Genomic DNA, 23,968 nt, shown 5'->3' on the forward strand with positions numbered 1-23,968 from the left:
TTGGCAGTGCCCTGACGCAATTGGATCCAATATTTTCGGTTTGGACAAACTCTAATCTGTCCGCAGTAGTCGTTTGAGTGTAAGCGAAGACGAATCGATTGTCATTCCGAACGTAGTGATGCCGTCCAAGGATCACGGACGGATTCACAAGGTGAAGAATCTTCCAGAAGTCTCTACAAAAGTGCCATAGCGGAGCACTCAAAAAGATTCCTCGTCGTCACCAGGCCGCCGCTCCTCAGACTCCTCGGGATGACAGAAATGCATAAGGTTATCGCGAGCCGTCAGATTAATACTTGTCCCGGCCCGATGAGCCATTCGAGAGTTGCGCATTTACCGTAGCGGAGTGATTCCGTGGAGAGTTTACACAGTCCTCCCTTCTTCATGGTTACTGCCAAATCGTCCGTTCCGGAAATCATCATGGAGATCAGTCCGCTCAAGTACGGCTCATGACCGACGAGGAGAATACTATCGAGATCTGATTTTTCGGTCTTGATCTGATCAATCAACTTCTCCGGATTGCCGCCGACTTCCAGATGTCTGGAAAGCTCCACGATGTCCCGACAGTCAAGGACATCCGCCACGATTTCAGCTGTTTCCGTCGCGCGACGAAATGGACTTGAAAGTATCAAGTCGAAAGAGAGATCCATCTTCTTCATTTTCTTCGCGATGTCTTTCATTTTTTCAGCACCCTCAGGCGTCAAAGGACGGTCGGCGTCTCTCTTGATTCCAGGCTCACTTTTGTCGGCGGCAATTGCGTGGCGCAGCAGATATAGCTCCATTAAGAAATACTCCCGGTTACGAATTGAAGTAGCGCAAGTAGTCCTTGATCCCGATCCTTGATTCCAAAAATAATTTCACCCTGTCGTTCTGACGGTTCGTCAAATCGGCCACGACGTCATTGAAAGGATCCGCGAGCACGCCGGCCGTTCTCCCGGACTTCTTCCGTGCGTGTTTAGCGTAGCCGGACACTCCCGAGATCAGCACATCGAGATCCTGAATCTCTCCCATCTTCGCCTGGAATTCACCCATCGACTTCAGTTGCTTCTTGGAGATTGCCGGCACGAGAGGCTGCATGATTTCTGCAGTGTACCGAAAGTTCTTGAACGCCACACGAAGATCGTGAATCTTGCTGATGTCCCCGGCCGATCCACTTACGATCTCGTTGTGCAGGTTCATGACCTTAAAGAAGAGTTCCGCAAGTAAACCCCGAAGGATGGTCATGAAGACTCCTTCCATCAACGGCTCGTCGAGCAGTTTACCGAGGTTCACTCTTGTTTGGACGAGATGGGTTTCGATTTCAGCCGTATCGAATCGTGCGATCGCTTTTACCGCACGTCTCCCTATTGCGGCCTCCGTAGAAATCAGTTTACCGAGATAGCCGGTCAGGGTCGGATGCTTTTCGATAAGGCCGCGGACGAGTATGATTTGAACCTGGAGATCTCTCAACGCGCTCAAGGTATCCAGAAGAGACTTGAGCTGCTTGCGGACTTTCGCTCTCTTGCCGTTCGGGATAACGGAGCCGAGCAAATCGAGGAGCGCCAGAAGCCGACGGGTGGCGACCCTCAGGTCGTGAATTGCTTTCTCGGTCGGTTTCCTGCCGCATTTCTCGACGCGCTCCATGAAAGATCGTAACCTCTCATCGAGCGTCGTCACGAGGGCAAAATGAATGCCGGCGGACTGATCGATGGTTTCCATGTTTTGATTGCGCGCGACAGGATCTCCCGAGAGCTGTTGTCGATTGCTGCCTTTGTAATTTCCTGCCCGCGACATCAGATCTGATCCGATGTTCGCTTCAAGTCTTGGCGGTTTCTTCAATTATACCATGTCCTTGATTGCTGGACCATCAAATATCTGTCAGGAATTCGCCGATTCTGCTTCGAGTTCTCTCCATGGCGAAGTAGAATATTACATTTGATCCTGCCGTCGCGCACATACGAGAATTCCTTTATCCATTAGTAACACATACAACAATCTATAGATTCAATTTAATTAAGAGCAAACCAGTAAGCCGGCTTCTTCAATAGAAATACAAACAGCCGGTCTGGAAGAATCGTTATTAAAATTGAGTCGGATACCTTGAGAGAGCATTCCCGAAATTCCTCGCTTTATGAAAATCTCCTTTTACATGCATGTTGACCTAGAATCGTCGGATATGCCACTCGGGTCAACGATTATGTGGTATAATACTGACTGGCGCACAAAGTCCCAATTAATCCAGCGAATAGTTTCGGTCGCACATGATCGGAAATCCCATCGGGAGATCAATTGGTAATGATTAAATTCTTCATTAAGCGAATTGAATGCACGGCGGAGGAAAACCGGAAACTCGACAGGAGCGTCCGAGTAGACATCAATGCAGGAAGGAGATCTGTTTATGAAATTGAAAGTTCCTTGCTATTGGGTGAGTACAACCATCCTCTTTAGGTGCGCCGGAATAACGTGAAGCAGACGACTCTTTCCAGTGTTACTGAACTGATTTGTCCTGACGCTCTACTGTAATTTATGTTTCTGTCGAGTGGAGGGCAATGACAATATGCACATGACACCTCCCTTCGTCGAATGATCACTCCTCAGGTTTTTCAAATCGATATGAGGTGAAGGCATGCACGAAAATCAACTGAGTGCACGCATTGGATTCGCCCGGTCTACATTGAATTTGAAATGTCCTCTTCTCGTGAAATTTTCTGATTCCCAAATTGAATTGTGGCACAGTGACGCTTTCCGCTGTCATCCTGGAACATTCGAGTACAGAGAAAGCGTTCAATATCTTACCGAGATTCATTAAAATGAGATTGGGAATCGGTATGGAAGAAAAACAAACGATCGTGACGACCGCCGGCCGCGATTTTCGGAAAACGATAACCTTGAGACATGCCGTTGCACTATACGTGAGTTCGGTGCTCGGGTCCGGTGTTCTCGTCCTCCCCGGACTTGCGGCAAAGATCGCCGGACCTTCATCGCTCATCGCATGGGTCTTGCTTTCGCTGGCAAGTTATCCATTCGCCTACACATTCGCTTCCCTCTCCTCAAGGAAGCCTGAAGCAGGCGGGGTGTACTCATTCGCGAAGGAGAGTTTCGGTCCGCACGTGGCGACGTTAGTCGGCTGGCTTTTTGCCCTCTGGTACATCACCGGTGGACCGGCAGTTGTTCTTATCGCGGCCTCATACCTGATATTCGCGTTCCCATTGGGACGAGCGAGCGTCTACTTGATCGCGACATTAGTGATTACGGTGCCGTTCTTCGTCAATCTCCGCGGAATAAAGTTCAGTAACAGACTGCAGGTGGCAGTCATGGTCTCAATCGTCGCGCTGCTCCTGGCAGCCGTAGCGGCTTCGGCAGGCCATGTAAGGCCAGAGAATTTCGTCCCGTTCATTCCGAACGGTATCGCACCGATCGGGACTGCTGCGGCTTTAATCTTCTGGTCCTATCTCGGATATGAAAATGTTTCCAATGTCGCGGAGGAATTCAGGGACCCTGAGCGGGACTTCCGCAGGAGCATTACACTGAGCGTCATTATAATCGGCATCCTGTACATCTCAGTCGCCGCGGTCACTGTCGGGACTCTCGCTTACGAAGCAGCCGGCAGCGTCGCGCCGTTCGCGGCGATATTCTCGAACGTGCTCGGAAGTTTCGGAACGGTCGGAACCGCACTTCTTGCCGTATTCATCATCTTCGGAACCGCCAACGCCTACACGTCGGGAATGTCGAGAGTAATCTACGCTACAGCAAGAGACGGCGGTTTGCCGAAGCAGATCTGTCACCTCAACTCAAGAGGCGTTCCCGACAGAAGTCTCCTTCTCCTATTCGGATCCTCCATCTTAGTGCTGGTGATCTATTACTTTTTCGACGTGAACCTCGAAGTCGCCCTACTGATTCCCAGCGGCGGTGCAATTGTGGTTTACATCATAGGCTCGATGTCGGGTATAAAGCTGTTGAGCGTGCGCGGAGTCAGGAGGACTTTCCCGTGGATGGCACTGATAATGTCAATTATCGTACTGCCGTTCGTCGGAATCTGGATTATCGGAGCGCTCGGTGTTGCAGTTCTCTCATTGAGTTACAGTCTCATCTTCAACCGTGCAAACGCGCCTGAAGCTGAGGAAGAGGTCACGAAATAATAGAGCGGATTCCGCTGGATCCTCTTAAGATCGTTCAACCTGTCATTCAAACTTTCACTTCCTTCCAATGCCCTCTTCTAAAGAAGTACCACATGACAAGAGCGATTACAGTTTCAGAAATTGGTATTGCTGCCATCGCCCCAGCTGCCTTGAGATTCAGGCCTTCGGATAAATAGTAAGCCAATGGGATTTGGAACAGCCAGAAGCAGACAAAATTGATCACCGTAGGTGTTCTTGTGTCGCCTGCTCCGTTCAACGCCTGGGACATCACCATCGCGATTCCATAGAAGATGAATCCGGATCCGAATATCATCAACGACTGCGTAGCATATCGAATTACGATGTCATCCTGAGTGAAGAACCGTACGATAGGATTCGAGAAGAACAGGAATATGAACATCACGAAACCCATGAAGACGACATTGTACTTCATGATCAGGGAAACGCTTTCTTCCGCCCGGCGAATCTGTTTAGCGCCGAGATTCTGTCCCACGAGTGTAGCCGCGGCATTGCTCAATCCCCACGAAGGGAGAATGAAGAAAATGAAGTTACGCAGAGCGATCTGAGTGCCCGCCGATGCTGCCGTGCCGCCTGTTTCCGCGACCAAACGGACAAGGACGATCCAGCTGCCGCTCGATATAATGAACTGGAACGCGGCAGGCCATGAGATGTTCGCGATCGACCTGATGACCGCAGGATCCACCCCGAAATGGCGTTTACGGAACTTAAGTAATCCGCTTCCGCGAAAGAGGTGATATGACTGAAAGATAACGCCTGAACTTCTTCCGACCACGTTTGCCATGGCTGCACCTTTGAGTCCGAATAAATGAACGAAGATCGGGCACAAAACGATATTGACGCCGCTGGCGATCCAAAGACTTTTCATAGCCATTGCCGGATCGCCGGCGCCGCGGAAGATGCCGTTAATCAGGAACAAGAAGACAATAGCCGTGCTTCCGCCGAAGAGTATGCGCGTATATATCGCGCCATCCCTAACGACATCGCTGCTCGCCCCCATGAGCGACAAGATTGTACCGCCGAATATTACTCCAAGGATACTCAACACGATCGACACGACGAAGGCGACGATAAGCGATTCGACCCCCGCATGTGCTGCTGCGTCGTGGTTCTTCTCGCCGATCCTTCGGGCGACAATCGCAGTTGCCCCTGTCGCGAGACCGAATGCAATTGAGTAAACTATCGTGATGACGGATTCAGTGAGTCCCACGGTCGCGATCGCATTCCGCCCAAGCTTGCCGACGAAGAACATGTCTACAACAGCAAAGACACTTTCCAGACTGAGCTCAAGTATCATCGGTATCGCAAGGAGAACTATAGCTCTCGGAACGCTACCCTGCGTATAATCCTGCTGCTCGCTTCTGACCGATTGCCTGATAGTTGATATGATTTTTCTTATCGTAAGCATTTTGCTTTGAGAATCATTTAGTGAGAACGATTTTGAAGAAGGAATGATTAGCCCGGAGAGATCAATCTGAGAATTCTCTTCCCGATTGACTCCCCGGAAGATTCCCGGCTGTTATCGCACGAGGATATGTAGCAGGTTAAAACATGGTGGTAAAAAATAGTATCTATGCGGAAAATTTCCTACTCTGTTGATCCCGCACGCGTTATTTACCGGCCAAGATTTTATCCTCGATCGGACTTCGTCTCTACTGAATTTTGATAAAGTCACACGTTTACACGATCTGGGGCATATAGTGCGGGACCATCAACCTAGATTTGAATGTCTTTCCTTCGATTAGCTTGAGCTTAAGTCCCCATCTAGACCGTCAAAGAGTCGCCTCCCGCTTCCACATGCCACCGGTTGAACCATGAGCCAGTAATCATAGATGAGGTTCGCCTTCATCAATGATGACGCGACTGTTATGCCGCCTATCGACAAAGCTTTGCCTGGAAGCCGCCTTAACTTTAGAACCTCTTCAACAATGTTACCTCTGAGTAGTCTCGTATTGTTCCAATCAGCCTTCTCGAGAATTTTTGAAAACACCATCTTTGGAATAGAGTTTATCCGGTCAGCGAAATCGATCATGCATTTGGTCGTCAGCGATTGTGACGGTATGGTCAGCAAAGCCGTCAAGGGAGACATTTATTGCCGAGATTAATCTTCTCATCTCAAATACCATCCTGCAGCAAATATTGTATTTCCAAATTCACACTTTTTGTCTCGTGTTCCGGCTCTTGTTCTCGGCAATCCTTGCCTTCACGATTTTCTTTACTAGCGCAACGGGTATTGGTTTATCCGGCTGAAATTGGATTGTCCCTTTACTGGTTTTGAATCCTTTAAGCTCATCTTTGTATCGTTCCACCACGCCGCCTGGATAAAAAGCGCAATGATTTGCCCCCGCACCAAACCAAACGAGCATTCTTCCGTCGAGGCGGAATGCTGGAAGCTGGTAGCTGATACACTCCTCAGCCTTAGGTGCAACACCTTTGATAATTTTCTGAAGCTTTTTCAACGCTGCACGTTTGTCATCGTCCAATGCTGCGATATATTCGTCAACTGTTTTAGATTTACCTTTCATTGCATGTATTCCTTTCAAGTTTACTTCTTTTATTTACTTGTTGTCCGGGGCATCGGCGCGTCGAGAAACTCTTCGATTATAGAAACAGCAAGCTGAGGAACCTTGTTTCCTTTCTTGACCGCGGTTGCTTCTCCAATGTACTCACCGTGCGCGCCGGGAAGCACTACTAACCGCCCATTTTGCAATATATGGTACATCTCGACCGCATGCTCAGGACGAACAACATCCTGAGCCCATCGACGGGAGCGTGACCGGTGCTGTCCTGACCAAATGCCGCAGACAACGTAGTTGGCAAAATTGCAATTATGGCAAAACCACCGTGGAACATAACTGTTTTTTCCTTCTGAATTATTTCTGTTTCGGATAAGTGTAATTGATCATCCACCTGGTCCCGAACCTGTCCGTGAACATTCCAAAGTAAGCACCCCAGAACTCATCGTGAATAGGCGTCTCTATTTTTCCCTTCACAGAAAGTTTGTCGTACAGTCTTTTCGCCTCTTCCTTGCTCTCCGCCTCTACTGAAATGTTGAAATTATTGCCGAACGTCAATTTGTGTCCCATGGATTCCAGTGCGTCCGTACCCATCAGCACATTCCCTTTGCCGATCGGCAGCGAGATGTGCATGATTTTGTCTTTCGCGTCGGCAGGCACTCTGTCCCCGACCGGAGTTTCTTTGAATCGCTGTACAGCGATGAACTCTCCGCCGAAGACCGACTTGTAGAACTTGAATGCTTCCTCTGTATTACCCGCGAAGTTCAGGTATGGATTGAATGTAGCCATGATTGTATCTCCTCTAATTTTATTGTTATGGTTTCGTGTTCTGCTATTGTTGTTGGTATGCTTGTTTCAGCTTTTCTATATCGAATTTCTTCATCTTGAGAAACGCCTCCGTCACTTGTGCCAGCTTCTTCTTATCTTTGCTCTTTTGCATCTCCGCCAAAATTGCGGGAACGATTTGCCACGAGAGACCAAACTTGTCTTTGAGCCAGCCGCACTGTTCCGCTTTCGGGTCGGCCGAGAGCTTCTCCCAGTAGTAATCGATTTCCTCCTGGGTATCGCAGTTCACCACGAACGATACAGACTCGTTGAACTTGAAAAGCGGGCCCGCACTCATGAGGCGGTACTCCTGACCAAGAATCTCAATGGTCACAATTTCGACAGTCCCAGAAGGAGTATTCGATAATACTGTCATGTCCTTTATCTTCGAGCCCTTAAAAACCGAAGTATAAAACTTTGCCGCCTCGGCAGCTTCTTTATCGAACCACAAGAACGGTGTTATGCCTTTCATGTCGCCTTCCTCCTTTTGGACTGTTTGGTGTTTTCAATTTGAAATTTTTTATTTGATTAGAGTCCGACATTTGATGATTGCCGTTTCAATTTAATCGAGATCGCGATTGTCCATGCCGAGATCTTAACAATAACTTTTCCTCTTTCGATTTGGTTTCAGAATTCGATCCCATAAATACTCTTTTTTTGCGATTTTCGTGAGATTCATTCGCGGTTTCAGGAATCTCTGATGACCATCAATAAGTAGTCGATTGGGAGAATTGGATTTCGACAGGGGTAAGAAGAAATCTACAAATCACTCATCGTCGCGCGCCATACCGAACCACGACGGAGATTTCAACTTCGAAAGATTTGAAGGGACGAGTTGAAGAATCTACAGACCCGCTTTTGCCACCGCCTTCTGGACTATTTCAAGGTCGCTTGTGCCACGGAACCCGCTGAAGCCGACTGATAAAACCGTTCCGTCTTTCAATTTGATCGGTTGGCCGCCGTCCCATCCGATAAAATCGGGCCGCTGGATCCCATACTGGTGCTCATCGATTTCTTTGTTGAAAACTTTCTTTTCATATTCGCCCGTCTTCATCCCCGTTATCCAGACCTGACTTGCCTTTGTGCACGCAATCTTGAATGACTGCCTTGACCTGTTCTTGTCAGTCCCGAACATCTTTCCGGAAATGTTCCCGTCTATGTCGATGATACAGACCGCGACATTTCCATCCGAGACTGGCTTGTCATGTTGGTTGTTCATGTATTCGGGAATGAGGTTGGAAATTTCAGAAATGATCTTTGTAACTGCGACAGGAAGATCTACCTGCAACATAACTGCCTCCTCTTTAGGTACAGAACCTTCGTCCAGGTTCATTCGCGATTCAGATAATCAACTCAACTAAAGATAGAATTTCCCCGGAGTGCAACAAAGGACTATTTCCCATTTCGGGAAAACAGTCAATTGGAAACCTTCAACTTGATCCACTCTTCTCGAACAGTGCAGAGTGGCACATAACAGGCGCAGGGATAGGCGGAATTGAGCGCTTCTTTAAACGGAAGCTGGGTTTAAGCGAAGAGTACCGTTCGGATCCTCGGGCACCAACGCTGCATCGAGTGGTACTCCCTACCGAAGCGAGCTTGAACTAGGCTTCCAGACTGCGGGGGGAACGCTCGCTCCATATTTCCGAATAATCGACAAGAAAATGAAAAGGCTGTCTTGATTCATGACAGCCTTTTTTAATTTGCAGATTCTGGTTCTGACTAATTCAGTTCTTATCTCTTCTCATACGGCGGCTGCTTCGGATTCACAAGCGGATGATCCTTCAGCAGCTGTACGACAACTTCTATTCCTTTTTCAAGTTGAGGATCTATTCCTTTTGCAAGTTGACCGGGATCGTCGACAACCTGAATGTCTGGATCTACTCCATGTCCTTCAGCAAACCACTTGCCGCCTGGTGTATACATCCTGAAAGTCGGGACCGTTATTCCGCCGCCGTCTATCAGTCCGGGCACGCCGGATATTCCAATGAGCCCTCCCCATGTCCGCATTCCGATGAGTGGACCGATTCCGGCTTCCTTGAAGTAATCCGGAAACGCATCGCCGCCCGATCCGCTCCACCCATTTATGAGCATTACCTTCGGGCCAAACAGCCCGAACGGCGGCCACTTCCAGTTTTCACCGTCGCGGACAGCCCAGAAAGCAAGCGGCTGGCGATTCAACATCTCGATGAACCTGTCGGGAATCTGACCGCCGCTATTGAAACGCTCGTCGATTATTAATCCTTGTTTATCAATCTGCGCCAGGAATTGTCTGACGAGATCGTTCTGCCCCTCGACTCCGGTGTCCTGGACATATACGTAGCCGATCTTGCCATCCGTCTCTTTTTCCACAGTCGACCTGTTCGCTTCGATCCATGCGAGCAACCGGAGTCTGGACTCATCAGTCATGGTCTGCACGAGGACATGCGTGGCGCCATCCATCGACGGTTTTGAATTGACCGTGAGGTCGACGGTCTTTCCCGCAAGGCCTTCAAATGCAGCCCAGGGATCCAGCTTCGGATCCATCGGCACTCCATTTACCGCGAGGAGGTAGTCTCCTTCTTTCACGTTGATCCCTGGTTGATCGAGAGACGACCTTACGTCATTGTCCCATGATGCACCTCTGATGATCCGCGTGATCCTGTACGCGCCGTTAGCAAGTTCCCAATCAACGCCGAGATAGCCGACGGGTCTTTGCGGCGCTACTTCCAAATCGCCTCCCCCCCTGTATGTATGCGACGAGCTCATCTCGGAAATCAACTCGCCGATCACGTAGTTGACATCAGATCTCGTCACGCAATTATCGATCAACTTCCCGTACTGCCCGCGGATCTTGTTCCAGTCGACTCCATGCATGTTTGGGTCATAAAAGTAATCTCTTTCAAATCGCCATACGTCGTTGAATATCTGCTTCCATTCCGCTCGCGGATCTATTGTCATTTCCATTTGATCGGTCGGCATTTTCTTTTCGAGCTTCTGGTCAGGGCCGATATCAGTTATGAAGTAAGACCCGGTCTTCGCAAACATTATCTTCTTGCCGTCGGCGGAAGGCATGTAATCGTCAATTCCGTCCGCAACGGTTTTTTCTTCACGCTTATCGACATCATAATACAAAACCGATTTCTTCTTCTCTCCGGAACCGGAGTTGGGCATCTTCAAGTACAAAATCTTCCCTGAAACGGCTTTCAGATTGTTATAGTTACCAGCCGCAGGCGGCAGAATCACCTCTCGTTCGGCTATTCCTTCGAAATCTATTTTCACGTCTTTAGATTTCTCTTCGCTCTTCTTCTCGTCGCCTTTCTTCGGTTCTTCCTCTTTCTTCACTGAAGTAGAATCGTTCTTTGGTGCCATCGGCGAAGGGAGATCGGCTCTCAGAGTTACCACGGCGATTTTTGTCGAGTTGGGATATATAAACGTGTTGTCCATGTCGCTGTAGACGGGATCGAATGTGTTGTTCGTCGTGTAGTAGAGATACTTTCCGTCCGGATCGAACGTGGGCTGGTTGTCGTTGTAAAACCCGTTCGTAATCTGGTGAACCTCACCCTCTTTGACATCATACACACAAATCGATCTGTGCTGGTTGTCCATATCTTTTGCGTATGTGAGCCACCTCCCGTCGGACGACCATGAAACCGTGAAGCCCTCCAGATCACCTTCGTACGCAAATTTCTCTTTGTCGACCTTCGTTGTGTTTTCTTTTTCCAAATCGTACACGTAGATCGTCATCGCCTTGTTGATAAACGCCATCTTCTTGCTGTCCGGCGACCAGTATATCCTGTATCTGAACCCCGGGCCGTAAGACGTGAGTTGTTTTTCATTTGATGGTTCGGTGAGATCCTTCAATGTCAGCTCGTACTCTCCGGATTTGTCGCTCCAGTATGCGACATATTTTCCGTCAGGCGACCAGGATGGATATCGTTCAGCAACTCCTGAAGTGCCCGTAAGGTCAACGACATTTCCGTTTTCGGCAGGCACGGAAAACACGTCGCCTCTCGCCTCGAACATTGCGCGCTTCCCATCCGGCGCAACATTGAAAGTAGCGACGCTCTTTTCTACGTTTTCGGTTTTCGGCATCAGGGTAATTTCGTCCGTAACCACCGACATCTTTACTTCACGATATTTCTCAGTTGAAAGGTCCAGGAGATAGAGTCTCCCTCCGTTCTCAAAGACGATGTCATCCGGACCGATCGAGGGAAAATGTATATCGAACTCGCTGAAGTCGGTCACCTGTCTTGTTTGTTTTGTGATTACATCGTACGCCCAGATGTTCGATCTCTCGTTCGACCCGCGATCCGAGAGAAAATATATCGTGTTTCCGTGCCACATCGGGAATTCATCGTTCGCGGGATTGTTGGTTATGTTCTCCGCGGTATTGTTTGCAAGGTCGTAGACCCAGATGTCTGGCGCCCATCCACCGCGATATCTCTTCCACGTTCTGTACGCCTGCGACATAGGTGTGTAGGCAATCTTCATTCCGTCGGGCGAGACGGTTCCGAACTCACCGTATGGTATGGAAAGCTTCTCAGGCATTCCGCCCTGAACGGAGACCTTATAAAACTGATCGAACCTCTGTCTCCCGCTCTCAAGTGAGCTTGCATATAGCAATGATTTTCCGTCCGGATACCAGTCGAGCAACCTGTCCGGATAACCTTCATGAGTGATCCTGACAGGCATACCGCCTTTCGAAGGGATGACGTAAACGTCCACGTTCCCTTCATAGTTGCCGCTGAACGCTATCAGCGATCCGTCCGGAGAAAATCTCGGGAGGATCTCCTCGCCCTTTGGCGTTGTAAGCCGTGCAGCAACTCCTCCCTCCTTTGGCGCGACCCACAAATCCCCTGCGTAGTCGAAGACGATCTGAGTTCCGGACACTGCCGGGTACTGCAACATCCTCGCATCGATTTGGGCAGTCGATTTCTCAGCAGCCAAAGAAGAAAGACAAATCGCAACTAGAACGAACATTTTCTTCATAGTGCCACCTTATTTTGTGTTTTGTTTGTGTCGTGAAATTTGAGAAGTCCGATAGTCAAAAGTCAGCAACTCAATCGTGGTCAAGTTTCAAGAGCATTCGGTTCCTGGCGTGCCACTGCGACTTACTTTCAAAAGCCGTCCAAAACTCAACATCTCACCAGAAAAGCGTCGCAGCGTTCTCCTTTAGAAACAATTTAACGAATAATTACTGGAAGCTTTGAACAAAGTTACAGCCGGAAACTTAAATTAGCTTCTATTTTTACGAGCGCCACATGTCCAGCCGGCCTCGACTGAAAGCGCAAATGCTTCAAACGCGGATAGCACCTCCCTCTGAATCCCTCTGAGCATAAATCACGAAGCGGGACAAAGTGAGATCATACATCCCGCGGCGAGAAGGGACCGGCGCGCTACCGCCTCTGAAGTGCATCCGGTGACTGAGGTGAGAGTAGTGAACGCCAGCTCGGTTTACAGCCAGGCAAATTACATCCATCATGTTGCAACAACCCGAACAAATCGATAATTTGGTTTGCATGGATCTTGCCGCCCCATTCAACATTAACACTCTGGATGAAGATGCTCGGGGAGTTTTCCCGGAAATTTACATTGCCCTTCTTTAAGCATTCACTATCTGCAATAAGAGTCATGGCGCTTTTGGCCGCATTCGGCTCCATCGCGCGCGCACAGGCCAATTATGGAAGCGAGAACAAATTGGTTCTATTCAAACCAGTTTCAAATTTCATGAGCTGTGAATCATCTCGCGCAAACGAAAACTGGAATTCTTCCCTACTCGCGCCTGGACCACCTGTTGTGTCGTCGCAACAAGACGGAAGGTTTACACTCTTCGGCAATTTTGGCAACAACTTCATTGATAGTTTCAGAGGTGCCAACATCTATCTTCATCTCGCAGCAGTAGCCTCAACAGCTATAATTGTAACGTCGGACGTCGACTACAACGTGCAACATTTTTTCAACAATCATCCGGAATATGGCAGCTGGGCTCGTCCAGTGGTACTTAGCGGAGAATTACTCCCATTTGTCGCGGGAGGTTCGCTCTTCGCATATGCAAACATCCGAAATGACAATCAGGCGCTTGGTGCCTCGTTTGCTGTGCTCCAGGCATCCATGATGGAGTTCCTTTACAACTCGGCGCTGAAAGCGATAACAGGAAGGCCGAATCCGGATTGGAGACATAATGCGGACATGGACAGCTTAAGCAAAACTTTTAGATTTGGTTTTCTACGTGGAGGAATTTTCTGGGGATGGCCTTCGGGACACACCGCAGGAACGATGGCGGTTGTATCCGCTCTGACAAATTACTATCCAAACAGCACCTGGCTCAAGGTAGCCGGCTACGGGCTTGTGGCATACACGATATTCGGAGTTTCCGCGACAAACCGCGGCGGCATGCACTGGTTCTCAGACGCGGTAGCGGCTGCTCTCATGTCCTACGCTATCGGTTCCACCATCGGCAAATATTATAGGAATGTCTACAATTCATCAAAGAGTCCATCTTCCAGCATCACCGCGACATCGGCGAAGACGATCGATTTTAACCCGCCGTTAATCGGCTTCTCGTTGCGATTTTGATTTCCGGGCCTCTGGAATATTTGCTTCCGCAGGAGGCATGCAACGACCGGCTTCAAGATATCGTCCAATAATTCGACTCTATCAAGTTGAAATTGAAAGAGGTGAAAATGAATCAGGAAAAAGACGATCATGAAAAATTGAATATCAGGATTGCAAATGAGGCCGATTCAGGTATCGTCCTGGGATTCATAAAAGATCTGGCAGAATTTGAAAAGCTCGCCAAAGAAGTGAGGGCTACTGATGAAATAATACGAGAGAACGTTTTCAGGAAAAAATATGCTGAGGTGCTGATAGCTGAATACAAAGATCTTCCGGTCGGCTTCGCACTATACTTTCACAACTTCTCGACTTTTCTTGGGAGGCCCGGAATCTATCTTGAAGATCTTTACATAAGATCCGAGTTTAGAGGAAAGGGATTTGGCAAACAGCTTCTCATATATCTCGCAAAGCTGGCGAGGCAGAGGGAATGCGGGAGAGTTGAGTGGGCTGTCCTCGATTGGAATGAAAAAGCAATCTCATTTTACAAATCGCTGGGAGCGATACAACTGAACGATTGGATCGTCAACAGGGTGACGGGCAGTGCGCTGGAAAACCTCGCGGATGAACCCTGCGCGAGTTGGATAGGCGAGTAACGTCAATCTCGTAGTGCGATGCTCCACGCGGAAGAAACGGGGGCTGAAACTAAGCTCTGGGTTCCTACGTCGGTCAGAAGCGTCGCTGGCGGCTTATGTAAAGGATGGCCGCACTTCTCAGAGACGCTTACTGGGGGCACACGATTTGCGCCCCCAGGTGCTTGCAACTCTATGTCAGGTTTAGAGAAGAACGGAAAATCCCAGAAGAATCCGACGCGCGTAGACATGCGGGCTCGACCTCAGATAAACTTCGTCGAAATCCTGGTACCGATATTCAACTCTAAAGAGCGCTCTCCCTCCTAGAGTCATGATCTTGAGGCCGGCACCAAGATTCAGGAACCGGATGCCAGTCATGTAACCTGCCGATCGGATTAACGGTTGGTTGAACGGTAAGCCGTCACCCACACCGTATCCGACGAGCGCAAAAGGAACGACGACGTTGTACCCGATTCCATAACTGTAGGAAAGATTTCCGCTGACATTCAAAGCCGGTGGAATACCTTTTGCGACCGCGCTGAGAAATTCCGGTTCGATCGAAAGTCCCTCGACTAAAAACAGACCGGGGCGAACTGCCAACGACGCATAGTTATTGTTTCCTCCGGGACTGGAAAATGAATTTGCGTCTGTGGACAGCGACATTTCCCATCGCGGGTGAAACCCCTGGCAGAAACCCACCGCGGGGACCAAGAGAATTAAGAAAAGAAGAGTCTTCATCCTTATTGCCCTTTCAGAAAGTTTACACGAGAAAGAACACTCTCGCTCAATGAAGCAGATGTCGAGCGCATGTACAGTGATTTTAGTCTCTGTCGCTTTCAAATGCAATTAATTCACCATCCAATTAGGCAGATGCATAGCGGTAAGTGAGTGGAATCAAACTGTACCATTTCCCCCTCTTCCGTCACAATTCCGCCAATTCCTCCTCCGTAAGAGGAATTCGGGCGATCAATCTAAGATCCGCTCTCCGACTAAGAGCAATCTATGGAACGACTCAGTCTGTCGCAAGGCCACTTAAAATCTTATCAACAAGATGAGGATGTTCGGTTTATCGTACTCCTTTTCCATCGAGGACCGAAGTGCAAAACTTGTCGACCCCGACAATATGACCGCTCGGAAAGTCTTTGAGAAACATCATTACCTCGATGCTCATGGCAGCCGTGCTCGCGTTGCATTTCGCGCTCAGGTCATTCACCTGCCGCATGAGATCGTAGTGATGAAGCGAAGGCACATGATCCATTCCACATAATCCTGTCGGCCCTGACTTAGTTGATCGGAATTTCTTTTGCACTCGAAGTACCTGCCTGCTAACTTTCGTTAAATCAGAGGATGAGATGTTCCGTCATCGCAATTTCCTTTGCCGAAGACTCACATGGCTGCTCCCTGTCCTCATTTCAGCCGGGACCGCTTTCGGCCAGACAACGGCCCAGAAAGACGAACTTCTTTCCACACTTGGGAATCTCGCCGAATCGGCCGCAAGATCATATGTCTCTCCGTTAGTTTCAGGATTCGGCGCAGACCTTAACTCAGGGTGGGTTCACAGGACGCCGGACCCGACAAAACTTTCCTTGGATTTGGAATTCGGCCTCGTCGGCATGTTCTCATTCTTTTCGGAGTCGAGCAAGAGCTTCAGTTCGTCCGGATCGTTTAAGTTCGATTACCGGGAGACCGATCTTCTTATACCAAACAATTATGCCGGAGAGGAACGAGATTCGATTCGTTCTCAGCTGATGAATATACCTTTTACGGTGACTCTCTCCGGGCCGACAGTAGTAGGATCGAACACGGACACGATCAGGGTCAAGTTTTCAGGCGGGACTGCAAGTGTTGTGTATAAAGGAGTCAAAGAAAGCATATCCCTCGACCCAATTGAGTTCTCAACTCACGTGACGGCGATCCTTCAAGAGCTCCCGCTTCTTCCGATGGCCGCGTGTCAGTTCTCACTTGGAATGGTTTACGGGACATCCCTGTCATTTAGATTCCTCCCCACCTCGAATGTCAACGGCAAACTCGGCAAGACAACTTACGGCGGATTCGGATTTCAGCATAATCCGATGGTATGGTTCAATAATTCCCTCCCGCTGAACCTGTCGTTCTCGCTGTTCACACAAACTCTGAAAATAGGCTCGGTATTCAAGAGCACGGCGACAGACGCCGGAGTATTCGCGAGCAAAAGAGTCGGTTGGGGGATTCTGAACATCACGCCCTTTGCAGGCTTGTCGCTGGAAAAGTCAAACATGACAATCGCCTACGACTTTCAAACGACCGGTCCGCGCGACGATTCGATTTCGATCCCCATATCATTCGTGCTTAAAGGCGAAAACAACGCAAGACTGACTTTAGGTGTTTCCGTAAAGATAGTCTTTATAGACGTGAGCGCGGACTACAGCATCGCGAAGTACAATTCAATGAGCATTGGGGTCGGACTGATCTACTGAATTCGGCAGCCTTCACCAGCCGAACCCACTTAAAGTGTTCTCCGATCGTCCCTGATATGCATTGAATGATTCTGTGCCGACAGGTAGATTGAACGGCAAAGGAAACGCATGAAGGGCATGATCTTCGACATAAAACGGTATGCGCTCCATGATGGACCAGGGATTCGTCAGACAATATTCTTCAAAGGTTGTACGCTGCGATGCTGGTGGTGTCACAATCCAGAAAGCCAGTCCACCTCGAGTGAAGCAGTAAGTCGGGAGCTCAAGATGGACGGCAAGTCTTTCTTTGAGACCGTGACTGTTGGACAGCTTATGACCGTGGACGAGGTAATGTCGGAAATCAAAAGAGAGTCTGTTTTCTTCGACGAGTCCCGGGGAGGAGTAACTTTCTCCGGCGGTGAGCCACTCCTGCAGGTTCGGTTTCTGAAGGAGCTCGCAACTGAATGTAGAAAGAACGGCATTAGTACCGCGCTCGACACTTGCGGGTATGCCACAAAAGAGGCCGTAGATTCAATCGCTGGCCTCATCGACCTATTTCTTTTCGATTTGAAGTTCATCGACGATGAGAAGCATCGCGACTACACGGGAGTTTCAAATCGAATCATCCTTGAAAACCTACGGCGCCTTTCTCAATGCGGCAGCAACATAATAATTCGTTTCCCTGTCGTGCCAGGAGTGACAGACACTGACGGAAATATCGAACAGATCATAACACTTCTACAATCACTACCCGAAATCAAAGAGATTGACCTTCTCCCTTACCATACAATTGGAAAGCACAAATACGAACAATTCGGAATTGAAAATAAGATGATGCGAATATCTGCGTGTAATGCAGAGATTGGACCACCCGAGTCTGAGAAAATCTCAACCTTGAAGAGAAGATTCGAAGAGAATGGGTATAACGTGAAAGTTGGGGGCTAGAAATGAACTCCAGGATTCAACGGCTGAGGGAAGAAAGTCTAAACGCGATCAACAGGATTTCTCCTGAGCGAGCAGTTCTCGTAACAGAATTTTACAAGAACGAGGCCGCCGACATATTGTCAATACCGGTGAAGCGGGCACTCGCGTTCAAATATATTCTTTCGAAAAAGTCGATCTGCATTAACAATGGCGAATTGATTGTCGGCGAACGCGGTCCAGCACCCAAAGCAACTCCTACGTATCCTGAGATCTGCCTCCATTCCCTCGAAGATCTGGACAATCTCGACACACGTCCGAAAGTCTCGTTCAAAGTGGATGAAGCGACGAAAAAGATCTACAGGGATCTCGTCATCCCCTTCTGGCAAGGAAGAACCATTCGTGAAAAAATCTTCTCGACAGTCGATAAAGAATGGATCGACTCATACGAAGCAGGCGTCTTCACGGAGTTCCTTGAACAGCGGGCGCCCGGACACACCGCAAACGGCGGAAAGATCTACGGCAAGGGAATGCTCGACATAAAAGAAGACGTCAGTCGGGCTATAGCTTCTCTCGATTACTACACCGATTCGCGTGCTTACGAGAGGCGGGAGGAGTTGAGAGCGATGGAAATTGCGGCCGACGCCATCATTAATTTCGCGGAAAGACACTCCGACGTGCTGCAGCGTCTCGCGTCAGATGAAAAGGATCCCGGTAGAAGAAAAGAGCTCCAGGAAATGTCTCGGATATGCAGGCGAGTACCTGCCAACAGGCCGACGACTTTCCATGAAGCGCTCCAATACTATTGGTTCGTGCATATCGGCGTGATCACCGAATTGAATCCATGGGACTCGTTCAACCCGGGAAGACTCGACCAGCACCTATTACCATTTTACGAAAGGGACGTCCGGGCAGGAGTCCTTACCGAAGACAGAGCCAAAGAACTCCTCGAGGCATTCTGGATAAAATTTAATAATCACCCTGCCCCGCCGAAGGTCGGAGTCACCGCCGCAGAAAGCGGCACGTACACAGATTTCTCCCTCATCAATCTCGGTGGAGTGAAAGAAGACGGTTCAGACGGGGTGAACGATCTCACATACATAATTCTCGACGTAATAGAAGAGATGAGAATCCTGCAGCCGAGCTCGATGATTCAGGTGAGCAAGAAGAATCCCGACAAATTCATCAAGCGAGCGGCGAAGATTATCAGGACGGGGTTTGGTCAGCCATCCGTATTCAATACCGATGCGATAGTGCAAGAACTCGTACGCCAGGGCAAATCTGTCGCGGACGCGCGAAACGGCGGCGCGAGCGGATGCGTCGAGTCCGGCGCATTCGGCACCGAGAGCTACATACTTACCGGGTACTTCAATCTCGTCAAGATCCTGGAGATCACGCTGCATGACGGCATCGACCCTCGCACCGGAAAAATGATCGGGATTCGAACCGGAGACCCAGCGGGTTTTACTACCTTCGCGCAGCTTATGGGCGCGTTCAAGAAGCAGGAGAAATATTTCGCCGACATAAAACTCAAGGGCAACAATCTTATCGAAAGGCTGCATGCCGACTACCTCCCTGTACCCTTTTTATCGTTGTTGATAGACGACTGTGTGGCAAACGGTAAGGACTACAATGACGGTGGAGCAAGGTACAATACGAACTACGTTCAGGGAGTGGGCCTTGGGAGCCTCACAGACATACTGACTTCAATCCGGTACAACGTGTTCGATAACAAAAAGTACTCCATGTCGGAACTTTTGAATGCGCTCGAGATGAATTTTGATGGGTTCGACAAACTCCGCCTCGATTTGATTTATCATACGCCGAAATATGGAAACGATGAGGACTACGCGGATGAACAAGCAGCAAAGGTCTTTGACATTTTCTTCGATTCGATTGACGGAAGGCCGACGACGAAGGGCGGCATCTACAGGATAAACCTGTTGCCGACCACCTGCCATGTGTATTTCGGAAGCGTGACGATGGCGACCCCGGACGGGCGAAAAGCAGGTGAGCCATTGTCCGAGGGAATATCTCCAGTTCAGGGCGCGGACACGAAAGGGCCGACGGCGGTGGTGAAATCAGCATCGAAGATTGACCATATCAAGACGGGCGGAACGCTATTGAACCAGAAGTTCTCACCACACCTCCTCGATTCAGACGAAGGAATAAACAACCTCACGTCGCTGATCAGGAGCTATTTTAGACTCGATGGGCATCACATCCAGTTCAATGTGGTCACAGCCGAAACACTGAAAGACGCCCAGCTGCATCCCGAAAAATATCGTGACCTGATTGTTCGTGTCGCAGGGTACAGCGATTACTTCAACGATCTCGGTAAGGACTTGCAGGATGAAATCATCCGGAGGACAGAGCATCAGTGCTTTTGAAGCCGGTGTTGGTACATAGATCCCGGGGTATCCGAGAGGCCCTCTGCCGGAAGATCCGGAGCCATCCGGTGGCGTTCCGCATGTATCTCTTGATATAGAAATGTGATATGCATAAATTGTAAGTGGTTGTAGATCATAGGGTAACTATTCTCACACAACGTGTCCGTACGAAATTGCGGACTGGAAATTTTCGGAGTTGAAGAGTCCCGCACGCCGCAGGAACCGCCTCCGAACGATTCCCAAATTCAAAACGAAACAGTCTGGCTAACGCCAGGCGAAATAATCCATTTTCTGGACCGAAGAGAAAATGAAACGACGACATATTATTAACAGACCACAGAACAACAACAACAACTCATCCCCTTCATCTTTCACCGGCATTCTCGAGATCGATCATGCGCGAAAGAATCCCAACGGCCGGAGCCACGGCTTCACGAGGCAGCTCAGCCTGACGATGAGCCCTTCAAGTGCAGACACATTTGTCCCGTCGTCATTCATCGATCAATATTTTCTGAGACCGGGTGTCCTGCTGACCGGCACCGCGGTTCGTGGTGGGGGAAGAAGTCCTGAGGCAAGATCGATCGAAACGATTAACGGAATGCCTCTAGACCAATGGCGCAGCGTGAAGGATTTCGGCAAGCACGACGCCGTCTCGCCTAATGAGGTGATAAGGCTCGAAGGACCGCAATCGGATCTGGCTATGAGGATAGTTGATTTATTTTGCCCCCTGGGGAAGGGACAGCGGGCGCTGATCGTCTCCCCGCCGAAAGCCGGAAAAACAATCCTTCTTCAACAAATCGCTCAGGCCATCAATTCAAATTATCCGGGTATCGAACTCATTGTGCTCCTGATTGATGAGCGGCCGGAAGAAGTAACAGATATGCGTCGGACAATCAAGGGTGAAGTCTTCGCGAGTTCAAACGATAATGATTATCCGAGTCATGTACGTCTCGCCCAGCTCGTCCCTGAATACGCAAAGCGGAAAGCGGAGACCGGAAAAGATGTCGTGCTCCTTCTCGATTCGCTGACAAGACTTGGGCGGGCGTTCAACGTCAATCAGAAGAGCAGCGGGAGAACGATGTCTGGTGGAGTGGACATACGCGCCCTCGAAGTGCCGAAGCGAATTTTCGGTGCGGCCCGAAAACTTGAAAATGGAGGTTCTCTGACTATCGTTGCGACGATACTGGTAGACACAAACTCCCGAATGGATGAGCTCATATTCCAGGAGTTCAAGGGTACCGGAAATATGGAGCTCGTTCTTGACAGGGATCTCGCGAATGAAAGGATTTTTCCGGCAATCAATCTCGGAGTGTCAGGTACGCGCCGCGAGGAACTTCTCTTCGGTTCGGATCTTCAGCAGTACCAGATTCTGAGGCGGACTATTGCGCGACTTTCCACGAGAGAGGCGATGCTCGCAGTGCAAAAGCTGATCAGGATTTACCCATCCAATTCAAAACTCCTTTCCAGTTTTTAGTCCACGGAATAGAATAATACAATAACATTCCCGAATTCCTTCCAACATTTTCACCGATATAATTCCACAAGTACTCACCAGGAAACTTTTTAAAATTCCAATTTTGACGGACAAGACTTCGCAGGTGTGGAGTTCGTAATCTCAGATTACGCTTTTGTTATGACGTTCCGAACAAGAGTCCTTGAGAGTTACCAAAAGCAAAGTTTTGACGGGGGCAGGTGTGGCACAAGCATTGCTAAATATAAGTCGGACGCTCTCCACCGTACGCGCCGGCCGGCACACGGCGGTTTTTGTGAACGAACACAAAACCGGAATTGCGCTCTTGCAAATAACCTTGCAGGAGCGTTACATCGATGCCCGTAGGGCATCAAAAGTAAAATCCCCTTTGCAAAACCATTAAAACCTTCGGAGGGAAAACTATATGAAGAAGTCACTTGCGATAGCTGCACTCCTCTTTGCGTTTGCAGCAGGCGAGTCGTTTGCGCAATCTCAGTCAGCAACTGTCAGCCTCACCGTCAATAGCGCAATCAGCATTGTCAAGAACAACGACATGGCTTTTGGGGTCGTATCTCAAGGCATTACGACGGCCGCAATCAACCCCGTCACCGGCGGAGCATCAGCCGCAAAGTTTACTGTAACCGCTGCGGCAAGCACACTCCTAAACGTGACTTTCACGACCACAGATTTGTCGGACGGATCGGGCCACACGATCTCGTTTGCCGGAGCTGGTACTCTTTCCGGTGACAACAGTAATGTCCAAGGCACCTCGACCTCGGTTTCCAGCGGTGGCACTGTCACAACAAGTGCAGGTGGAAACTTTTACTTCTGGGCAGGTGGAACTGCAACGTTGTCCCCGACCCAGGCAGCAAATGCCTACACGGGCACTTTCACTTTGACGCTCAGTTATTAATCGGTCAGGAAGAGCATCAGGCAGGCTGTTGTTTGGCCTGCCTTTTCTTTTTAAGGGCTGATAATATGAAAAGATTTCTGCTGACATTCCTTCTTCTCCTCGCATCGAGTGCTCATTCCGTCTCACAGTCTGCATCCGGTGCTTCGGTAAATATTGTCGTGAACAGTTCAATCGGTCTCACCAACGTGCGGGACATGAATTTCGGGGTCGTGGTCAAGTGCGTGACCTCCGCGATCATCAGCCCAATTACTGGCGGCGGGTCAAGAGCATACTTCACGGTTCACGGAGCTGCGACTACACCCGTTGTTGCCAGCTTTTCTACGACAAACCTCACAAGCGGTGCGAACTCAATTGCATTCACGGGTTCTATATCGAGCAATTCGGCGAGTACTACTTTTGGGCGGGCGGGTCGGCTTCACTAGTTCCAGATCAGCCGATCAGCGTTTATAAGGGCAGTTGTACAATCTCAGTGGCCTATTAGCCAGCCCTTACGCTACTTCCATTGAATTTCATTTTCCCTTTGACTTTCAAATTCGATCGATATATCTTTGAGCAGGAGAGGCCACGGAACTAAAGGGAATTCGGTTCCGTTTTGAGTGGAAAGCTTTGGAGGAAGAGAGTTGGTTTCGAAACGCCTGTCGGTTTCTATTTCGTTAATCCTAGCAAGCTTCTGCACCTGCGTCGGTCAATCAAATTCATCCGGCGCGGTTAGCATTTCTGCCAATGTGATTCGTGGAATCGTGATCACAAACTCTACAAATCTGGCATTCGGCACTCTTGTAAGTGGTTCCGGAACCCAGTCCGTCTCACCTACAGAACCCGGTGTGGGGTCATTCACATTTTCAGGTCAACCAGGTTCGAATGTTTCCGTGACATTCCCAAACAATGTGATCTTGACCGACGGAAGCGGTCATTCAGTCGCGTTCAATCCTGCAATTCCAATTTGGAACAATGCTAATTCCCAACTTCTTGGCGCGCAACCATTTTCGGGCATTACCGGCGGATCCGTAGGTCTCGGCGCCGCAGGTCAGGTCTTTGTCTGGTTCGGCGGTGGAATAAATACGAACGGCGCCACCTCCGGGAATTACTCAGGTAATTACACTGTAGACATTACCTACTGACGGATTCCTTTTCATTCCCTTCATTAGGTTTCTTAATCCTCATCGCTCAATTCTTGACTAAACGCGGCATCAGCCTGCAA

The 23,968-nt window shown here is 49.3% G+C and carries 22 protein-coding genes; 10 read left to right on the top strand and 12 right to left on the bottom strand.

Features of this window, described 5'->3' with window-relative positions; all coding sequences use genetic code 11:
* Nucleotides 1–281 precede the first annotated feature (281 nt).
* The gene (gene sixA, locus VIS48_00875) at nt 282–779 is read right to left on the bottom strand and encodes a phosphohistidine phosphatase SixA (protein HEY9164692.1); all 498 of its coding nucleotides are present in this window, start codon (nt 777–779) and stop codon (nt 282–284) included.
* 16 nt (nt 780–795) lie between these two features.
* Complete coding sequence (locus tag VIS48_00880; GenBank protein HEY9164693.1) at nt 796–1,815, bottom strand: CHAD domain-containing protein; 1,020 nt, start codon at nt 1,813–1,815, stop codon at nt 796–798.
* A gap of 971 nt (nt 1,816–2,786) precedes the next feature.
* On the opposite strand from VIS48_00880, the gene VIS48_00885 reads away from it, so the two are divergent.
* Nucleotides 2,787–4,115, top strand: a complete 1,329-nt coding sequence (locus VIS48_00885) for an amino acid permease (GenBank protein ID HEY9164694.1) — start codon at nt 2,787–2,789, stop codon at nt 4,113–4,115.
* 46 nt (nt 4,116–4,161) lie between these two features.
* On the opposite strand, the gene VIS48_00890 is transcribed toward VIS48_00885, so the two are convergent.
* The 8 genes from VIS48_00890 to VIS48_00925 all read right to left on the bottom strand — a co-directional run bounded on the left by VIS48_00890 (nt 4,162) and on the right by VIS48_00925 (nt 12,442).
* On the bottom strand, nt 4,162–5,541 hold the full coding sequence (locus VIS48_00890) for an MATE family efflux transporter (GenBank protein ID HEY9164695.1): 1,380 nt from the start codon (nt 5,539–5,541) through the stop codon (nt 4,162–4,164).
* A 333-nt stretch (nt 5,542–5,874) separates the two neighbouring features.
* Nucleotides 5,875–6,165, bottom strand: a complete 291-nt coding sequence (locus tag VIS48_00895; protein HEY9164696.1) for a hypothetical protein — start codon at nt 6,163–6,165, stop codon at nt 5,875–5,877.
* 121 nt (nt 6,166–6,286) lie between these two features.
* The gene (locus VIS48_00900) at nt 6,287–6,658 is read right to left on the bottom strand and encodes a DUF1801 domain-containing protein (protein HEY9164697.1); all 372 of its coding nucleotides are present in this window, start codon (nt 6,656–6,658) and stop codon (nt 6,287–6,289) included.
* 29 nt (nt 6,659–6,687) lie between these two features.
* Nucleotides 6,688–6,855: a hypothetical protein gene (locus tag VIS48_00905; GenBank protein HEY9164698.1), complete on the bottom strand. Its 168-nt coding sequence runs from the start codon at nt 6,853–6,855 to the stop codon at nt 6,688–6,690.
* Between the two features lie 151 nt (nt 6,856–7,006).
* Nucleotides 7,007–7,438 (bottom strand): VOC family protein, encoded by a 432-nt coding sequence (locus tag VIS48_00910; protein ID HEY9164699.1) that lies wholly within the window; start codon nt 7,436–7,438, stop codon nt 7,007–7,009.
* 43 nt (nt 7,439–7,481) lie between these two features.
* On the bottom strand, nt 7,482–7,946 hold the full coding sequence (locus VIS48_00915; protein ID HEY9164700.1) for a VOC family protein: 465 nt from the start codon (nt 7,944–7,946) through the stop codon (nt 7,482–7,484).
* A 372-nt stretch (nt 7,947–8,318) separates the two neighbouring features.
* Nucleotides 8,319–8,765: a heme-binding protein gene (locus VIS48_00920; GenBank protein ID HEY9164701.1), complete on the bottom strand. Its 447-nt coding sequence runs from the start codon at nt 8,763–8,765 to the stop codon at nt 8,319–8,321.
* Between the two features lie 440 nt (nt 8,766–9,205).
* On the bottom strand, nt 9,206–12,442 hold the full coding sequence (locus tag VIS48_00925) for a PDZ domain-containing protein (protein ID HEY9164702.1): 3,237 nt from the start codon (nt 12,440–12,442) through the stop codon (nt 9,206–9,208).
* A gap of 807 nt (nt 12,443–13,249) precedes the next feature.
* On the opposite strand from VIS48_00925, the gene VIS48_00930 reads away from it, so the two are divergent.
* Both VIS48_00930 and VIS48_00935 read left to right on the top strand, forming a co-directional pair.
* Entirely contained in the window at nt 13,250–14,029 is a 780-nt protein-coding gene (locus tag VIS48_00930) for a phosphatase PAP2 family protein (GenBank protein ID HEY9164703.1), read from the top strand.
* A 107-nt stretch (nt 14,030–14,136) separates the two neighbouring features.
* On the top strand, nt 14,137–14,661 hold the full coding sequence (locus VIS48_00935; protein ID HEY9164704.1) for a GNAT family N-acetyltransferase: 525 nt from the start codon (nt 14,137–14,139) through the stop codon (nt 14,659–14,661).
* A gap of 180 nt (nt 14,662–14,841) precedes the next feature.
* On the opposite strand, the gene VIS48_00940 is transcribed toward VIS48_00935, so the two are convergent.
* Nucleotides 14,842–15,375 carry a hypothetical protein gene (locus VIS48_00940; protein HEY9164705.1) on the bottom strand — a complete coding sequence of 178 codons (534 nt, stop codon included), beginning with the start codon at nt 15,373–15,375 and terminating at the stop codon, nt 14,842–14,844.
* A 328-nt stretch (nt 15,376–15,703) separates the two neighbouring features.
* Complete coding sequence (locus tag VIS48_00945; protein ID HEY9164706.1) at nt 15,704–15,895, bottom strand: hypothetical protein; 192 nt, start codon at nt 15,893–15,895, stop codon at nt 15,704–15,706.
* A gap of 94 nt (nt 15,896–15,989) precedes the next feature.
* Here VIS48_00945 and VIS48_00950 point away from each other — a divergent pair, with 94 nt between their 5' ends.
* The 7 genes from VIS48_00950 to VIS48_00980 all read left to right on the top strand — a co-directional run bounded on the left by VIS48_00950 (nt 15,990) and on the right by VIS48_00980 (nt 23,888).
* Nucleotides 15,990–17,093 (top strand): DUF6588 family protein, encoded by a 1,104-nt coding sequence (locus VIS48_00950; GenBank protein ID HEY9164707.1) that lies wholly within the window; start codon nt 15,990–15,992, stop codon nt 17,091–17,093.
* 108 nt (nt 17,094–17,201) lie between these two features.
* A complete protein-coding gene (locus VIS48_00955) occupies nt 17,202–18,017 on the top strand; it encodes a glycyl-radical enzyme activating protein (GenBank protein HEY9164708.1) in 816 nt (271 codons plus the stop codon).
* Between the two features lie 2 nt (nt 18,018–18,019).
* Nucleotides 18,020–20,383 (top strand): trans-4-hydroxy-L-proline dehydratase, encoded by a 2,364-nt coding sequence (hypD, locus tag VIS48_00960; GenBank protein HEY9164709.1) that lies wholly within the window; start codon nt 18,020–18,022, stop codon nt 20,381–20,383.
* A 307-nt stretch (nt 20,384–20,690) separates the two neighbouring features.
* Nucleotides 20,691–21,857, top strand: a complete 1,167-nt coding sequence (gene rho, locus VIS48_00965) for a transcription termination factor Rho (GenBank protein ID HEY9164710.1) — start codon at nt 20,691–20,693, stop codon at nt 21,855–21,857.
* Between the two features lie 421 nt (nt 21,858–22,278).
* Nucleotides 22,279–22,767: a DUF4402 domain-containing protein gene (locus tag VIS48_00970; GenBank protein HEY9164711.1), complete on the top strand. Its 489-nt coding sequence runs from the start codon at nt 22,279–22,281 to the stop codon at nt 22,765–22,767.
* A gap of 65 nt (nt 22,768–22,832) precedes the next feature.
* Nucleotides 22,833–23,189 carry a hypothetical protein gene (locus tag VIS48_00975; protein ID HEY9164712.1) on the top strand — a complete coding sequence of 119 codons (357 nt, stop codon included), beginning with the start codon at nt 22,833–22,835 and terminating at the stop codon, nt 23,187–23,189.
* A 198-nt stretch (nt 23,190–23,387) separates the two neighbouring features.
* Nucleotides 23,388–23,888, top strand: coding sequence for a DUF4402 domain-containing protein (locus tag VIS48_00980; protein ID HEY9164713.1), 501 nt, complete (start codon nt 23,388–23,390; stop codon nt 23,886–23,888).
* The last annotated feature ends 80 nt before the right edge of the window (nt 23,889–23,968 follow it).

It is taken from the genome of Candidatus Kryptoniota bacterium (genome assembly GCA_036567965.1).
Lineage (GTDB): Bacteria > Bacteroidota > Ignavibacteria > Kryptoniales > JAKASW01 > JAKASW01.

Bases quoted from the DNA above. Each gene is read 5' to 3' on its own strand.
- sixA (HEY9164692.1), bottom strand. From the start codon at position 779: ATGGAGCTATATCTGCTGCGCCACGCAATTGCCGCCGACAAAAGTGAG.
- VIS48_00885 (HEY9164694.1), top strand. From the start codon at position 2,787: ATGAGATTGGGAATCGGTATGGAAGAAAAACAAACGATCGTGACGACC.
- VIS48_00890 (HEY9164695.1), bottom strand. From the start codon at position 5,541: ATGCTTACGATAAGAAAAATCATATCAACTATCAGGCAATCGGTCAGA.
- VIS48_00895 (HEY9164696.1), bottom strand. From the start codon at position 6,165: ATGATCGATTTCGCTGACCGGATAAACTCTATTCCAAAGATGGTGTTT.
- VIS48_00900 (HEY9164697.1), bottom strand. From the start codon at position 6,658: ATGAAAGGTAAATCTAAAACAGTTGACGAATATATCGCAGCATTGGAC.
- VIS48_00905 (HEY9164698.1), bottom strand. From the start codon at position 6,855: ATGTACCATATATTGCAAAATGGGCGGTTAGTAGTGCTTCCCGGCGCG.
- VIS48_00910 (HEY9164699.1), bottom strand. From the start codon at position 7,438: ATGGCTACATTCAATCCATACCTGAACTTCGCGGGTAATACAGAGGAA.
- VIS48_00915 (HEY9164700.1), bottom strand. From the start codon at position 7,946: ATGAAAGGCATAACACCGTTCTTGTGGTTCGATAAAGAAGCTGCCGAG.
- VIS48_00920 (HEY9164701.1), bottom strand. From the start codon at position 8,765: ATGTTGCAGGTAGATCTTCCTGTCGCAGTTACAAAGATCATTTCTGAA.
- VIS48_00925 (HEY9164702.1), bottom strand. From the start codon at position 12,442: ATGAAGAAAATGTTCGTTCTAGTTGCGATTTGTCTTTCTTCTTTGGCT.
- VIS48_00935 (HEY9164704.1), top strand. From the start codon at position 14,137: ATGAATCAGGAAAAAGACGATCATGAAAAATTGAATATCAGGATTGCA.
- VIS48_00940 (HEY9164705.1), bottom strand. From the start codon at position 15,375: ATGAAGACTCTTCTTTTCTTAATTCTCTTGGTCCCCGCGGTGGGTTTC.
- VIS48_00945 (HEY9164706.1), bottom strand. From the start codon at position 15,895: ATGGATCATGTGCCTTCGCTTCATCACTACGATCTCATGCGGCAGGTG.
- VIS48_00950 (HEY9164707.1), top strand. From the start codon at position 15,990: ATGTTCCGTCATCGCAATTTCCTTTGCCGAAGACTCACATGGCTGCTC.
- VIS48_00955 (HEY9164708.1), top strand. From the start codon at position 17,202: ATGAAGGGCATGATCTTCGACATAAAACGGTATGCGCTCCATGATGGA.
- hypD (HEY9164709.1), top strand. From the start codon at position 18,020: ATGAACTCCAGGATTCAACGGCTGAGGGAAGAAAGTCTAAACGCGATC.
- rho (HEY9164710.1), top strand. From the start codon at position 20,691: ATGAAACGACGACATATTATTAACAGACCACAGAACAACAACAACAAC.
- VIS48_00970 (HEY9164711.1), top strand. From the start codon at position 22,279: ATGAAGAAGTCACTTGCGATAGCTGCACTCCTCTTTGCGTTTGCAGCA.
- VIS48_00975 (HEY9164712.1), top strand. From the start codon at position 22,833: ATGAAAAGATTTCTGCTGACATTCCTTCTTCTCCTCGCATCGAGTGCT.